This is a genomic window from Anaerofustis stercorihominis (assembly GCF_005844425.1).
GTDB lineage: Bacteria > Bacillota > Clostridia > Eubacteriales > Anaerofustaceae > Anaerofustis > Anaerofustis butyriciformans.
This window is the reverse complement of the sequence record NZ_SPHL01000003.1, coordinates 1-15,721: the sequence shown is the minus strand read 5'-3', so window position 1 is coordinate 15,721 and position 15,721 is coordinate 1. Positions and strand designations below refer to the sequence as shown.

14 protein-coding genes and 1 tRNA gene are annotated in these 15,721 nt (G+C 29.5%); 9 read left to right on the top strand and 6 right to left on the bottom strand.

The annotated features are described in order from the left end of the window. The 3 genes from aspS (at position 1) to FGQ49_RS01505 (ending at position 4,413) form a co-directional block, all read left to right on the top strand. Entirely contained in the window at positions 1–1,788 is a 1,788-nt protein-coding gene (gene aspS, locus FGQ49_RS01515; protein WP_138268161.1) for an aspartate--tRNA ligase, read from the top strand. After that, a complete protein-coding gene (locus FGQ49_RS01510) occupies positions 1,788–2,006 on the top strand; it encodes a DUF896 domain-containing protein (protein ID WP_138268160.1) in 219 nt (72 codons plus the stop codon). Before aspS ends, FGQ49_RS01510 begins: the two co-directional genes overlap by 1 nt. A gap of 199 nt (positions 2,007–2,205) precedes the next feature. After that, the gene (locus FGQ49_RS01505; RefSeq protein WP_171020555.1) at positions 2,206–4,413 is read left to right on the top strand and encodes a leucine-rich repeat protein; all 2,208 of its coding nucleotides are present in this window, start codon (positions 2,206–2,208) and stop codon (positions 4,411–4,413) included. Positions 4,414–4,479: 66 nt separating this feature from the next. Here FGQ49_RS01505 and FGQ49_RS01500 read toward each other — a convergent pair. From FGQ49_RS01500 to FGQ49_RS01480, 5 genes are all read right to left on the bottom strand, one after another. Further along, a tRNA-Ser gene (locus FGQ49_RS01500) sits at positions 4,480–4,572 on the bottom strand. Positions 4,573–4,696: 124 nt separating this feature from the next. Next, the gene (gene efp, locus FGQ49_RS01495; RefSeq protein WP_138268158.1) at positions 4,697–5,257 is read right to left on the bottom strand and encodes an elongation factor P; all 561 of its coding nucleotides are present in this window, start codon (positions 5,255–5,257) and stop codon (positions 4,697–4,699) included. Positions 5,258–5,328: 71 nt separating this feature from the next. Then, positions 5,329–5,994 (bottom strand): TIGR03936 family radical SAM-associated protein, encoded by a 666-nt coding sequence (locus FGQ49_RS01490; RefSeq protein ID WP_171020554.1) that lies wholly within the window; start codon positions 5,992–5,994, stop codon positions 5,329–5,331. Continuing rightward, a complete protein-coding gene (locus FGQ49_RS01485; RefSeq protein ID WP_138268156.1) occupies positions 5,984–7,768 on the bottom strand; it encodes a TIGR03960 family B12-binding radical SAM protein in 1,785 nt (594 codons plus the stop codon). The genes FGQ49_RS01490 and FGQ49_RS01485 overlap by 11 nt, the downstream gene beginning before the upstream one ends. Before the next feature lie 105 nt (positions 7,769–7,873). Next, positions 7,874–8,089, bottom strand: coding sequence for a helix-turn-helix domain-containing protein (locus tag FGQ49_RS01480; protein WP_138268155.1), 216 nt, complete (start codon positions 8,087–8,089; stop codon positions 7,874–7,876). Positions 8,090–8,425: 336 nt separating this feature from the next. Here FGQ49_RS01480 and FGQ49_RS01475 point away from each other — a divergent pair, with 336 nt between their 5' ends. After that, a complete protein-coding gene (locus FGQ49_RS01475; RefSeq protein WP_138268154.1) occupies positions 8,426–10,342 on the top strand; it encodes an aconitate hydratase in 1,917 nt (638 codons plus the stop codon). Positions 10,343–10,422: 80 nt separating this feature from the next. Next, positions 10,423–11,052: a hypothetical protein gene (locus tag FGQ49_RS01470; RefSeq protein WP_138268153.1), complete on the top strand. Its 630-nt coding sequence runs from the start codon at positions 10,423–10,425 to the stop codon at positions 11,050–11,052. A gap of 132 nt (positions 11,053–11,184) precedes the next feature. Here the strand turns inward: FGQ49_RS01470 and FGQ49_RS01465 are convergent, their stop codons facing one another. Continuing rightward, positions 11,185–12,150 carry an NAD(P)H-dependent glycerol-3-phosphate dehydrogenase gene (locus FGQ49_RS01465; protein ID WP_138268152.1) on the bottom strand — a complete coding sequence of 322 codons (966 nt, stop codon included), beginning with the start codon at positions 12,148–12,150 and terminating at the stop codon, positions 11,185–11,187. Between the two features lie 218 nt (positions 12,151–12,368). Here FGQ49_RS01465 and FGQ49_RS01460 point away from each other — a divergent pair, with 218 nt between their 5' ends. From FGQ49_RS01460 to FGQ49_RS01445, 4 genes are all read left to right on the top strand, one after another. Next, positions 12,369–12,620 carry a putative signal transducing protein gene (locus FGQ49_RS01460; protein WP_138268151.1) on the top strand — a complete coding sequence of 84 codons (252 nt, stop codon included), beginning with the start codon at positions 12,369–12,371 and terminating at the stop codon, positions 12,618–12,620. Between the two features lie 12 nt (positions 12,621–12,632). Next, complete coding sequence (locus tag FGQ49_RS01455; protein WP_138268150.1) at positions 12,633–13,877, top strand: glutamate-cysteine ligase family protein; 1,245 nt, start codon at positions 12,633–12,635, stop codon at positions 13,875–13,877. A 1-nt stretch (position 13,878) separates the two neighbouring features. Next, on the top strand, positions 13,879–15,207 hold the full coding sequence (locus FGQ49_RS01450; protein WP_138268149.1) for a glutathionylspermidine synthase family protein: 1,329 nt from the start codon (positions 13,879–13,881) through the stop codon (positions 15,205–15,207). Positions 15,208–15,305: 98 nt separating this feature from the next. Further along, positions 15,306–15,721: helix-turn-helix transcriptional regulator (locus FGQ49_RS01445; protein ID WP_138268148.1), on the top strand; the 416-nt coding region annotated here is incomplete at its 3' end.

Below are 15,721 nucleotides of genomic sequence, written 5' to 3'. Positions count from 1 at the left end.
ATGAAGAGAAAAACAAGTTATAGAACATGTATGTGTGCTGAAATAACAAAAGAAGATTTAGGTAAAACAGTTACCCTTGCAGGATGGGTACAAAGAAGAAGAGACCTTGGAGGGGTTATTTTCATTCATTTAAGAGACAGAAGCGGTATTATGCAATTAGTTGCAAACAGTGAACTTAATAAAGAAGTATTTGAAAAAGCAGAACACATTAGAAATGAATATGTACTTAAAGTAACAGGGGAAGTTGTTTTAAGAGATGAAGAAAACTTCAATCCAAATATTGAAACAGGTGAACTTGAGCTTAAACTTGATACAATGGAAGTTCTTGATACAGCAAATACACCACCTATTTACATTGATGAAACAGATAATGCAAATGAAGCAACAAGACTTGAATATAGATTCTTAGACCTTAGAAAAGATAAAATAAAAAATAATCTTATTACAAGAGCAAAAACATGTTCTGTTGTAAGAAATTTCTTAGATAGTGAAGGATTTTTGGAAATTGAAACTCCTTTCCTTGGAAAACCTACACCAGAAGGTGCAAGGGACTTCCTTGTTCCAAGTAGAGTAAGAAAAGGTAAATTCTTTGGTCTTCCTCAATCACCTCAATTATTTAAACAAATTTTAATGGTTGCAGGAATGGATAGATATTATCAAATAGTTAAATGCTTTAGAGATGAAGACTTAAGACAAGACAGACAACCGGAATTTACTCAAATTGACCTTGAAATGAGTTTTGTTGATGTTGATGATGTAATTGACGTAAACGAAAGACTTGTTAAAAAGATTTTCAAAGACATAATTGATTATGATATTGAAACTCCTATTATGAGAATGGAATATCAAGAAGCAATGGATAGATTTGGTTCTGATAAACCTGATACAAGATTTGGAATGGAACTTTTTGATTTAAGTGACCTATTAAAAGATTGTAAATTTAATGTATTTGCAGGTCCAATCAAAAATGGCGGAAGCGTAAGAGCAATAAATGCAAAAGGTCTTGCAAGTTTCTTCTCTAGAAGAGATATTGACGCATTAGTTGATTATGTTAAAACATATGGTGCAAAAGGTCTTGCTTGGATTGCTGTAAATGAAGACGGTTCAATTAAATCTCAAATTACAAAATTCTTAAGTGAAGAAGAAACAAATGGTATTTTAGAAAGAGCTAAAGCAGAAAACGGAGATATCGTATTTATCGTTGCAGATAAAAATAAGGTTGTTTACGATTCTTTAGGAAACTTAAGACTTCATATTGCTAAAAAAGCAGATGTGAAAATGGATGAAGGATTCAATTTCTTATGGGTTACAAACTTCCCAATGTTTGAATATGATGAAAATGAAAAGAGATTTAAAGCAATGCATCATCCTTTCACAGCTCCTATGGATGAAGATCTTGATAAACTTGAAAGTGATCCTGCAAGTGTAAGAGCAAAAGCTTATGACCTTGTAGTAAATGGAGTTGAAATGGGTGGAGGAAGTATCAGAATCCATTCAGGTGATGTACAACAAAGAGTATTCAATGTTCTTGGTTTCTCTGATGAAGAAGCTGAAAATAAATTCGGTTTCTTGTTAAAAGCTTTAAAATACGGAACACCTCCACATGGTGGATTAGCATTTGGTTTAGATAGAATGATCATGCTTTTAGTTGGAACAGAAAACATAAGAGACGTTATTGCATTCCCTAAAACTCAAAACCACTCTTGCTTAATGTCAGATGCTCCAAGTATCGTAAGTGAAGAACAACTTGAAGAACTTGGTATTGAAGTTGTTGATGAGGAAGAATAATGGATAAAAAACAAATTGATAGAATAAATGAACTAGCAAAAAAGAAGAAAACTGTTGGTCTTAGTGAAGAAGAATTAAAAGAACAACAGGAGCTATATAAAATTTATCTTGGTAATATAAGAAGAAATTTCAAAAATACCGTTGATAATATTGTTGTTGAAAGAGAAGACGGAAGCACTATTCCATTAAAAGAATTTAACAGAAGAAAAAAACAATAAAAAAGAGCTTTTATAAGCTCTTTTTTTTTGTAGAAATACATTTTAATTTATAACCTTTTATTAAATTATTTTATTAGAAATAATTATTAAATTTTAAATGGTATATATTTTTGCCCATTTTTAATAAAAAATGGGTAGTATACAAATGATTAGTAAATATGATAAAATAATTATAACGTTAAAATTAAAGGAGAAAGCCATGAAGAAGAAATTACTCAAATGTTTATGTATGCTTGCTATATGTTTTGCCTTTATATTCCTTTTTATTCCAAAGGAAAGCTTTGCTGCATCAGACGACTGGACGTATAATGCACAAAACCAAACATTAACAAACAGTGAAAATACTCAATTAGTAATAAATAATGTAACGGCTGACGGAAATAGTTTAACCATAGGAGCAAATCAAAAAGGAAGTTTTACAACTCTTGATTTAACGGGAGAAATAAGAGACGGGAATGGAACAGAGTATGCGATTACCGAAATCGATAGTCAAGGTTTTTATGCTTGTTCCTCATTAACAAATATAGAACTTCCAAACACTCTTACACATATTGGAGACTCTGCTTTTGAAAGTTGTGAAGCGTTAAAGGAAATAGTAATTCCAGACAGTGTAACTTCAATGGGAGGATGGGTGTTTAAATATTGTTATGGACTTGAAAACGTAACATTATCTAATAATTTAACATCAATCAAAGACAGTACTTTTCAGTTATGTGAGGCATTAACTGAAATAACCATACCAGATAGTGTAACATCGATTGAGACAAATGCATTTGCAAACTGCTCTTCATTAACTAAAATAAATATACCTAACGGAGTAAGTAGAATAAACGAAAATACATTTTACAAATGCTACTCATTAAGTGAAATAACCATACCGGATAGCGTGACATCAATAGGTACTTTATCATTTTTCGGGTGTAGAGCTTTAAGTGAAATAACAATACCTGAAAATGTAACCTCTATTGAGGAAAGTGCATTTCAAGGGTGTATCTTATTAAATGAAATAACAATACCTAAGGGGGTAACCTCTATTAGTAATTATGCATTTTTTGAGTGTAAAGCCTTAAGTAAAGTAAACATTTTAGGTAATGTAACGAAAATAGGCGATTATGCATTTCAATCATGCGAAGCACTAGAAGAAATAAATATACCAGATAGTGTAACATCAATAGGTACATTTGCATTTAAAAATTGCTATTCATTAACAAATATAAACATACCGGATGGAGTGACATCAATTAATAATTATACATTTGATGGGTGTAAATCATTAAGTGAAATAGTAATTCCAAGCAGTGTGACAACAATAGGAAGTTCTGCCTTTGAAGATTGTTATTCATTAAGCAAGGTAACTATGTCAGATGGAATTACATCAATTAATGGGTCTGCCTTTAAAGGATGTAGATCTTTAAGTGAAATAACCATTCCAGATACTGTAACAACATTAGGAAGTTCTGTATTTTCAGGCTGTACTTTATTAACAAAGGTAAATATACCAGGTGGAGTAACATCAATCAGCAGTTATCTATTTAGAGAATGCAGTTCATTAAGTGAAGTAATCATTCCGGATAAAGTAACAAAAATAGGAAGTTCTGCCTTTGAAGGATGCAGTTCCTTAAAGGAAATAACAATTCCAAATAATGTAACATCAATAGGAGAGTACGCTTTTGAAGACTGCTCTTCATTAACAAATATAAACATACCGGATGGAGTGACATCAATTAGTAAATATACTTTTGATGGATGTAGTTCTTTAAGTGAAATAACAATTCCAAAGAATGTTACATCAATAGAAAGATATGCATTTGAAAATTGTACTTTGCTTAAAAAGGTTTATTTATTGAGTGAAACTCCTGTATCTATTGGAGATGATATTTTTTATAATTGTAATAGTCTTTCTGTTATTTATGTTCCTTCTGCTTTGGTTGAAGAATATAAAAGTTCAAATGACTGGATCAATTATAAAGATATAATCAAAGGAATATATAAATTAACCGTTGAAAATGGAAGTGGAAGCGGTAATTTTGGAGAAGGTGAAATAGTAAGCATAAAAGCAAATGATAATAATAAGAACGGACATTTTACTTCATGGAGCATAACGAGCGGAAACGATATTGTTTTTTCTAATATAAATGAAGTAGAAACTACATTTACAATGCCAAATAGTGATGTTATAATTACTGCTGTATTTGAAGCTCATAATTATGTAAACGGGAAATGCAGTGTTTGTGGATACGAAGACCCTGATTATATTATCTCAAACGGTGATAGAAACGATAAGACAACAGCTTCTTTAGTTAATACATCAGATGAGAATAATGTTATAGCTTATGTTACTTTGCTTTTAATATCTTTAATGGCAATAGGAAGTTTATATATTTATAAAAATAAAAAAGACTGTTAAGAATTCTTAACAGTCTTTTCTTATGTTTTTATGATAAATAAAAAAAGCTCTAAGGCTTATAAATTATGGCGGAGTGGGTGGGATTCGAACCCACGGTACCCCGATAAGAGTACAATTGATTTCCAATCAATCCCGTTATGACCACTTCGATACCACTCCTAATTATTTACTTATTAATAATATCTAAAAAGGTCTATAAAATCAAGTAAATTGTTTTTTATTATCTTTAAATGGTAATTTCTTTAATTAAAAAAGACCGCATATTGCGGTCTTATATTTTTTACTATTTAACTCTTTCCATGTATTCACCAGTTCTTGTATCGATTCTGATGATATCTCCTTCTTCAACGAATAAAGGAACGTTAACTTGAGCGCCTGTTTCTACAGTTGCAGGTTTTGTTGCACCTTGAGCTGTATCACCTTTAAAACCAGGTTCTGTTTGAGTTATTTCTAATTCAACAAATAATGGAGGTGCCACGCTGAAAGCTTCTCCCGCATGGAATCTGATTGTAGCATTATCATTTTCTTTTAAGTAGATAATAGCATCTGCTACTTGGTCGTAGTTAAGTGGAATTTGGTCAAAAGTTTCACCATCCATGAAATAGTATAATTCACCATCGTTGTATAAATATTGCATTTCTTTTGTTGTAATTTCTGCTTTTGGATATTTTTCGTTTGGTGAAAATGTTTTTTCTACAGTTGAACCTGTTTTAATGTTTTTTATTTTTGCTCTTACGAAAGCGCTTCCTTTTCCTGGTTTTACATGTTGAAATTGAACAATTGTAAATACGTCTCCGTCCATTTCAAATGTTACACCATTTCTAAAATCGCCTGCTGAAATCATAAATTATATACCTCCATATATTTTGTAACCTATTATTTTTCACATATTCAATTTATTATAGCATACATATTTTAGTTTGGAAATAGTATTGTATCTTTTTTTTCCAACTTTACTTTGTTTGCTTTTTCAATTTCTTCAAAGTTTTCTCTTAAAAGTTTTAATAAATCATTTGGTGATAAAATTTCATTTATTCTTAAAGAAAGAGTAGTGTTTATGATTAATACATTATTTTCTTGTTCACATGTAAAATCAAATATATTTGGTTTTATGTCTCTTGTTACTTCTCTTCCTTTTTTATTTATTTTTGTTATATTTAATTCAATGGAATTTTTTATAAAGTCATTTATTTTATCATCAAGATTATTATTTTCTTCACTTATATATATTTTTATTTGATATATGGCACTGTCAAGAACTTTCCCGAGTGTTTTTGAACCTTCTTCAAGTTTTTCTGCCTTTATTATTTGAAGATTATCAGGAAGAGCATTGTTTAATCTTTCCATTAGTTCATTAGTTTCATAATCTTCTTTAGTTTCAACATCCATATATTCTCCCTTAGAAGATGTAAATAAAGGCAGCGGTGGGGCAAAGTGTACTTTTGGATGAGGGTTAAAACCTTTTGAATGTTCAAGATCCATTCCTGCTCTTCTAAATGATCTTTGTACTACATTTAGTATATCAAGATGAGATATAAAAACGAGATTATCTACTTTTATATATTTAAGTCTATACTTCAAATTTACACCTCCCATATGCTTTGCTTATCCCACAAGCCGAGCATTGTTTATGACAAGGCGGGGTTGTGGTTTCTTTTTTTGCTTTTTCATTTTCCCTTATTAAGAATTCTTTATCTACATGATAATCGAATTTATCCCAAGGAAGTTCATCTTCATAACTAAGCTTTCTTGATGCATATTCCTGTGCATCTATTCCCATCTCTTTTAAGGCTTTTATCCAGCCTTCATAGTTGAAATGATCAAACCATGAGTCAAATACACATCCGTTATTATATGCGTTTATTATCGCCTGTGACAAGCTCCTGTCTCCCTTTGCAAGCACTGCTTCAAGCATTGAAAGCTTACTGTCATGATAATTATATGTTACTTGCTTTGGCATTACAGATTTTAGATATTGTTGTTTTCTGTGAAATTCTTCCATTGTGTTTTGAGGGAACCACTGAAATGCCGTAAAAGGTTTTGGAACAAAACACGATGTGCTTACAGTAAGTTTAAATGGTTTTGCTCTTTTCTTTTTATCTATGCTGTAATATACATCAATTATTTTTTGTGCAAGGTCTGCAATACCTTTTATATCTTCATCTGTTTCGTATGGTAGGCCTATCATAAAATAAAGTTTTATTTTTGAGTATCCTGTTTCAAATACTTGTTTTATTGTTGATAAGATTTCTTCTTCGGTTAAGTTTTTATTTATTATATTTCTCATTCTTTGGCTTCCTGCTTCAGGGGCAAAAGTAAGAGAACCTTTCTTTTGATTTCCAAGTTCTTCAGATAATTCAAGAGAGAATTGATCCATTCTAAGAGATGGAAGAGAAATATTTACTTTCTTATCTTTATAAGTTGAAACAAGATGTTTTATTAAATCCATACAATGAAAATGGTCTGTTGTGCTAAGGCTTGAAAGAGACATTTCTTCATACCCTGTATTTTCTATTAAAGCTTTTGCTTCCTTTTGTAAGTTTTCTAGAGATTTTTGTCTTACGGGACGATATATCATTCCTGCTTGGCAAAATCTACATCCTCTGAAACATCCACGCATCACTTCAAGTGTTATTCTGTCATGTACTGCCGGAGTGTATGGAACAACCGGTTTTTTTATTGTGTATACGTTGTTCATACTTTCAATAATAGATTTTTCTACTTTTTCTTGTTTTATTTCTTTAAGGTTTGGAATATATACTCCCGTAACTTCACTGGCTTTTATAAGGAAATCTTTTTTTGAAGAAGAATTCTTATATAATTCCATTAAGTGAGGTAATACTTCTTCTCCTTCTCCAAGCATCATCAAATCAAAAAAGTCTGCAAATGGTTCTGGATTACATGTGCAAGGACCTCCGCAAACAACAAGAGGATCATCTTCAGTTCTGTCTTTTGCAAGGAATGGAATCCCTGCAAGATCAAGCATTAACAGAACTGTTGTAAGGCACATTTCAAATTGTATTGTAAAACCTACAAAATCACTGTCTGATACTTTTGAGAAACTTTCCAAAGTATATAATGGGAAGTTGTGTTCTCTCATAAGGTTAACCATGTCCATGTTTGGAGCAAATACTCTTTCACACATTACATCATCCATATTATTTAATACTTCATAAAGTATTTTCATTCCAAGGTGTGACATTCCTATTTCATATATATCAGGGAAACAAAAAGCAAATCTAACCGCAGGATTTTCCTTTGGCTTTTCGCTGTTAAATTCATCTCCGATATATCTTGATGGTTTTTCTACGTAAGGTAAAATATTTTCAAATAAATAATTTTTTAAATCTTTCATATTCTTTCCTCATATATGTTTTGATGGTTTATTATAGCATGTTTAAACGATTTTTAAAAGATGTTGATATCTTACAGTAAATAAAAAAACTCCATAAGGAGTTTTTTATTCGTTTTTGTTTTCTTCATCATCGATTAACAAATCTTCAATTTTGCAGTCAAATACTTTTAACAGTCTTTCAAGCATATCGAAAGTAATTTTTGTAGTCTCGTTTTCAACGAGTTTGTTTACAGTTGTGTAGTTACTGTTTAACTGCTTCATTAACCAATATCTTGTTTTGTTTTCTTTTTGTAGTAAATACTTTAAATTTAGCCTAATCATGACAAACTTCCTTTTTTTAATTATTCATTATATTTTAAACAAATCTTATTTAAAATATAAGTAGTTTAAAAATAAGATATTTTTAAGAAACTTATTTATAAATAATATATATACTTGTTTTATTTTATAAATTTATAATTACATATATTAATTTTTATACATATGGTATCTTATATAAAAATAAATTCTCATTTAAAAATCCCTATTATATATAATTATTATTTTATTATTTTTGCATAAATATACGTTTTCATGTTTATATATTTCTATTATTTATTGAAAATTCCAAATTTTTTTGATAATATAGATTAAATGAAATTTTAAGGAGATAAATTTATGAAAAAGACTCTTACATATAAAATACTTGAAAGTCATCTTGTAAGTGGGAACATGGTAGCCGGAGAAGGTATTTCAATAAGAATAGATAATACACTTACTCAAGACTCAACTGGAACAATGGCTTATTTACAATATGAAGCAATAAGTGATGATAAAGTAAAGACAAAACGTTCTGTTGCTTATATTGACCATAATATGCTTCAAACAGGTCCTGAAAATATGGATGACCATATATATATTCAAACAGTAACAGATAAAATCGGGGTTATTTATTCTCGTCCCGGAAATGGAATATGTCATAGACTTAACCTTGAAAGATTTTCTATGCCAGGTGAAACACTTCTTGGTTCAGACTCTCATACTCCTACTTGCGGTGGTGTAGGTATGATTGCTATTGGCGCCGGTGGTCTTGATATTGCAGCAGCTATGGCAGGAAGTGAATATTATCTAACAATGCCTAAAGTTGTAGGGGTAAAACTTACAGGAAAACTTGATAAAGGCGTTAGTGCAAAAGACGTAATTCTTGAAGTTTTAAGAAGACTTTCTGTAAAAGGTGGAGTTGGTAAAGTTATAGAATACTATGGTGAAGGAGTTAAATCTCTAACAGTATCACAAAGAGGCTCTATTACAAATATGGGTGCGGAACTTGGTGCTACAACATCAATTTTCCCTTCAGACGAAGTAACTCTTAAATTTTTTAAAGCACAACACAGAGAAGAAGATTATAAACCTTTATGTGCTGATGAAGGCTGTGAATATGATGAAAATCTTGAAATTAATTTAAGCGAACTAAAACCTCTTGCTGCTTGTCCTCATTCACCAGATAATGTAAAAAGCGTAAAAGAGCTTGAAGGAACAAAAATAACTCAAGTATCAATCGGAAGTTGTACAAACTCTTCTTATGAAGATTTAATGACAGCAGCTAAAATACTTAAGGGAAAAACAATTGCAGATAACGTATCTCTTACAATAGCTCCTGGTTCAAGACAAGTTCTTGATATGCTTTCAAGAGACGGCGGACTTTCTGATTTAATAAATGCAGGTGCAAGAATACTTGAATGTGGTTGTGGTCCTTGTATTGGTATGGGACAAAGCCCTAACTCTGGCGGGGTATCTCTAAGAACATTTAACAGAAACTTTAAAGGTAGAAGTGGGACTGTAGATGCAAATGTATACCTTGTATCTCCTGAAGTTGCTGCTTATTCTGCAATAAAAGGTGAAATTGCCGATCCTTACGGAAAAATTGACTTTGTTGTTGAAGAACCAAGTGAATATATTATCAACGATAATATGTTTATTATGCCAAAACCTGATAAAAACAAAGTCAGTGTAAAAGGTCCAAATATTAAACCTTTCCCTAAAGCAAGCGTTATATATAATGATTTTGAATTAAAAGCAGTAACAAAACTTGGTGATAATATTACAACTGATGATATTATGCCTTCAAATGCTAAACTTCTTCCATTTAGATCAAATATTGAATATTTAAGTGAATTCTGCTTAAGACCTGTTGATGAAAACTTTGCTACAAAAGCAAAAGCAGAAGAAAAAGGTTCAATTATCGTTGCAGGAGATAACTACGGACAAGGTTCAAGTAGAGAACATGCTGCTCTAGCGCCTTTATACCTTGGTGTAAAAGTTGTTATAGCAAAATCATTTGCAAGAATTCATAAAAATAATTTAATCAACAACGGTATCGTTCCTTTAACATTTATAGATGAGGCTGATTATGATACTATAGACATTGATGACGTTTTAAGTGCAAAAGATGTATTAAAGCAACTTGATACAGATGAAGTCATAATTAAAAATGAAACTAAAAATAAAGAATATAAATTAAGACTTATTGTATCAGACAGAGAAAGAATGTTACTTAAAAACGGCGGACTTATAAATTATTTAAAAACCAAATAGTTTTTCATAAAAATTTTCTGGGATGTTAGTGTTTTTAAAAATTTAATTTTATATTTTATAACATAAAAGGGGAAAATGACATGGATATTTCAAGAAAAGAAAAAAAAATATTGAAAGAGCAAAGACGTCAAGAAGAAGAGGAAAAGAGAAGAGAGGAAGAATTATTCGGTATTGAGTCAAAAAAATCATTTAACAAAAAACCTTTGATTATTATAACAGTGTGTGCTTTTATTATTGCGCTTTTAATATCTATGGTTATGTTATGGGGTATGTTTTTTAAAAACGACAATACATTAGGTAAAGAGCTGAAAGTAACTGACAGTGCATATATGCAAATACCTAAAGAATGGGAAGATTATGAGATGGATTATAATTCTGGCGGAACTTCTTTTTCAAACAGTCAGGATATAAACAAAAATTATTATTTTTATTTTGATACAAACGAATATAAAGATAATATAGAAAATAATATTGATAATTGGATATCTTTTCAAAAAGAAAGTGTTGAAATAAAAAATAAGATAGATTTAAATATTGATGATAGAGAAGCTATAATGATTGAGTATGAAGATGATATGGGAGAAGGTTATTCTACTTATTCAAGATATTATGCGATACAAAACGGAGATAATGTTGTTTATATACTTTTTACTACAGACAAAAACGATTTTAGTGAGTTGGAAAAAGCATTGGAAACTTTTCATTTTTAAGAATGAATTGCTCTATATGCTATGTTAATTAAATAGAAATAATGTTGGTAATATAAAACATATCGGTTTGTTGTTTATTTAAAACCGATATGTTTTTATTGTAGATTTGATTATTTGTTTTATACAAATATTTTAATAAAATTCTTTTTTTACGCTTCTGAGAAACATATCTTTTAACATTTTATGAGGATTTACTTCTTCTTTGAGAACGGCATTTACTCCGGAGGTTATTGGCATATCTATATTATATTTTTTGCTTAATTTAACAAGTGCCTCTGCTGTTGTCACTCCTTCTGCAAGATAGTTGTCACTATTTGTGCCTTTTACGAAGTTTTCTCCGTATTTTCTGTTGTTTGAGAATTCGCTGAACAGTGTTGCTTCATAGTCTCCCAGGTGACAAAGTCCATAAGCAGTGATTTCTCGTCCTCCCATAGCCTTTATCAGTCTTGAAACTTCTCTTGCTCCTCTTGCCATTAATGCACCTTTTAGTGAAGCGTATCCCACAGCATCAAGCATGCCCGCTGCGATACCAATTACATTTTTTGCAGCAGCTCCTATTTCATCTCCGATTAAATCGTCTCCTATATAAAGTCTTATTAGGTCGCTTGAAAATTCTTTAACTACTTTATTTGTTATTTCTTCGCATTTGCTGTCTATAACCATACAATTAGGAATTCTTTTTACAAAACTTTGAACATGTCCAGGTCCAACCCATACTGCAACGTTTGTATTTTCGCCAAGAACTTCTTCCACAACTTGCGTAAGTCTGTCACCTGTAGCTATTTCGATGCCTTTCATACAAAGAATAAAAATTTTATCTTTATAATCAAATTCTTTTATATTCTTTAATAGATTTCTTAGTTGTTGTGAGGAAATTGAAATTATAATTATCTCATTACTTTCAACAGCTTCTTTTAAATTGGTTGTTAGCTTTGTGTTTTCACTTAAATATAAATATTTGTTTTTTCTTGTATTTATTAATTCTTTTAAATTATTGGAATTTTCTCTTCCCCATATTGTTACATCATGACCTATTTTGTCACTATACCAACCTAAAAAAGTTCCCCATCTACCACATCCAAGTACAGATACCTTCATAATTTACCTCTTTAAATTTATTTTGATATAATTATTTTACATTTTAAATATTTATTATTCAATATTAAAATACATTTAAAATTTTATTCAAAATATGGGTATTTATAAAAAATTTATTATTTATTGTCAAAAATATTTTTAAACTATTGAATTGTGTTATTATAAAATATATTTGTAAAAATTTTACAATAGGTTATAATAAAACCGAGGTATTTAGTATGAAAATAAAAGAAAATTATAATATGAAGTTTTTAATGGAAGTAAATAACGATGTTGAAGCCTGTGTTGTAGAAGGGCTTCTTGATTCTTGCAATATAAAAGTAAAGTTAAAATATGACACAGATATTGGCGGAGCAAAGGTTATAATTGGAAAAAGTGCAATGCCTGTTAATATATATGTAAATAAAGAAGATTATGAGCTTGCAAAAGAAATAATAAACAGTGAATTTGAAGAGAGTAAAGAAGATTAAGAAGGTAACACTATGAATTATTATGACATAAATTTAAAGAAGTTTGTGGACTATTTTAAAAATGGAATAAAACAAAAAGAAGATAAAACTCTAGGTGTTGAACTTGAGCATTTTATTGTTAAAGAGAATATGGAAAGTGTAGATTATTATGAAGAACATGGTGTAAGATATATTCTCGAAAAATTAAGTCCATTTTTTGATGAGAAGGTATATAAAGACGGTAATCTTATTGGACTTTCGAAGAATAAATCAAATATTTCCTTAGAGCCTGCAAGTCAGCTTGAAATAAGCATTGGCCCTTTTATAAAAGTAGCCGATATATTGGAAGAATACAGTTATTTTCTTTTAAACATAACTCCGATTTTAAAAGAACTAAATTATAAACTTGTATACTCAGGATATCAACCTAAGTCGAAAGTTGATAATCTTAATTTAATACCTAAAAAACGTTATGAATATATGCTTGATTATTTTTCATCGGTAGGTAACCATGGTAAGAACATGATGAAAGGTTCTGCTTCAACTCAAGTAAGTGTTGATTATTTTAGTGAAGAGGATTTTAAAAATAAGTTCCGTCTTGCAAATATTTTTTCACCTTTAATTTCTTTAATGACAGATAATACATTTATATTTGAGGGAGAAGAATATAAGAAAAATTGTATTAGGGTAGAAATATGGAATGATGTAGACAAAGATAGAAGCATGGTTGTAAAAGATGCTTTAAATAATGATTTTGGATTTGAAGATTATGCAAAATATATTTTAGATGCTCCTGCAATTTTAATTGAAGACGAACAAGGTAACAGTATTTATACAAAAGATAAAAAAATAAAGGATATATATAAAAATAGAGAAATAACTAAAAAGGATATAGAACATTTAATATCGATGTTTTTCCCTGATGTAAGGCTTAAGAATTATGTGGAAATAAGAATGGCAGATTGTATGCCAATGTATTATGCTCTTTCTTATGCGGCAATAATAAAGGGAATATTTTATAATGAAGAAACAATAAAATATTTTTTAGATAAATTTAGTTTTGTAAGAAACGAAGATGTTATAAAAGCAAAAGAAGAAATTATACAAAATGGATATGAAGCTAAAGTTTATGGAATGTATGCTTCTGACATAATAATGGAAATGATAGAAGTTGCAAAAGAAAAACTTCATGAAGAAGAAAAAGAAAGTGTTGATTTATTTTATCAGCTTGCAAAAAACAAACTTACTTTAAAAATGAAAAAAGAAAGAGGAGAGTAAGATGAAAGTAAGAGAACTTACGGAGGAATATTTAGATTTAATAAATGAAGATTTGGAATATTCAAAGGAAAATTATAATAAGGCTTTTGATTATATAAATTCTTCTACTGCGATTTATCATGGAAGCCCAATAAGATTTCCATATGTTCCAAAACTTTATACAAATGAAGTAATAGAGTATTTTGAATATGTAGCAAAAACTACACATACTATTCTTTGCAAAATAATTAATAAATACATGGAAGATGAGAATTACAGAAAACTATTCCCTTTTTCAAAAGAACTTGAAGAACTTATTCTTTGTGACAATGGATATTCTCAGCCTCTTCCAATAGCGAGAATAGATTTATTTTTTAATGAAGATGATTTTTCTTTTAAGTTTTGTGAGTTTAATGCCGACGGTGCAAGTGCCATGAATGAAGATAGAGAACTTAACAATGCTTATAAAGATGACAAATTATTTTTAAAATTTTGTGAAAGATACAATGTAAGACATTTTGAACTTTTCGATACATGGGTTGATGAATTTATGAATATTTACTCAGATTTTGAATATAAGGTAGATAACCCAACTGTTGCTATTGTTGATTTTATGGAAAGTGCAACGAATGAAGAGTTTAAAATATTTAAACAAAGATTTGAGAAAAAAGGTTATAAGACTTTAATAGAAGATATAACAACGTTAAAATATGATAACGGATTATATTCAAAAGACGGAGTAAAGATTGATGCTGTATACAGAAGAGCCGTAACAAGCGAACTTATGGAAAAGATCGATAAAGCTCCTGCTTTTATTGAAGCTATAAAAGACAAAAAGACTTGTATAATCGGTTCAATAAGAACACAGGTTATACATAATAAGATAATATATAAAATTATGCATCAAAAAGAAACTTTTGAATTTTTAACAGAGGAAGAAATTCAATTTATTAAAGAACACATTCCTGCAACAAGCTGGTTGAAAGACGGAGAATTTAACAGAGATGAAGTTGTAAACAATAAGGATAAATGGATAATAAAACCTGATGATTTATATGGAGCAAGGGGAGTATATGCCGGAGTTGATTATTCAAAGGAAGAATTTGAAAAACTTGTTGATGAAAATACAAATAAAGGATATCTCCTTCAAGAATACGCACCTATGTATAAAACAAAGAATTTCTTAAAAGAAAAAAGTGGGGAATTTGTGTTTGATGAATTTAACAATATGCCCGGACTTTTCCTTTATAATGGAAAATTTGCAGGAGTGTATTCAAGAGCGGGAAGACAAGGAATAATATGCGAAGATGCAGGCGGAGTTGCAATTTGTTCTATGAATGTGGATATTTAGTTTTACATGAATTTAAAGGAGGCTTGCCTCCTTTTGTTTTTTTATATTTTTGTAGTATCATAATATAAAGTAAACATAAAAGAGGTAATATTACATATATGAAAATAGACAGACTTGTTAGTATTGTTATAACATTAATTGAAGAAGATAAAGTTACGGTTTCATCTTTAGCAAAAAAATTAAATGTTTCAATCAGAACAATAAATAGAGATATACTGGAGTTATCTAATGCAGGAATTCCTATTACTACCGTTAAAGGAAAAAACGGTGGAGTAATGATAGATAAAGAATATAAAACTCAAAATAATATTTTAAATACAGATAATGCCGATACGATATACTCAGGACTTAGGAGTCTTGATAACATGACAAACAATGTCAGATATAAAATTTTACTTGATAAGTTTAAAGAACATCCAGATAGTGAAAATAATATAAATTTATCAAATTATTTTAATAATTCTTTATCTGATAAAATAGATAAAATAAATGATTCAATTTCAAAAAATAAAGT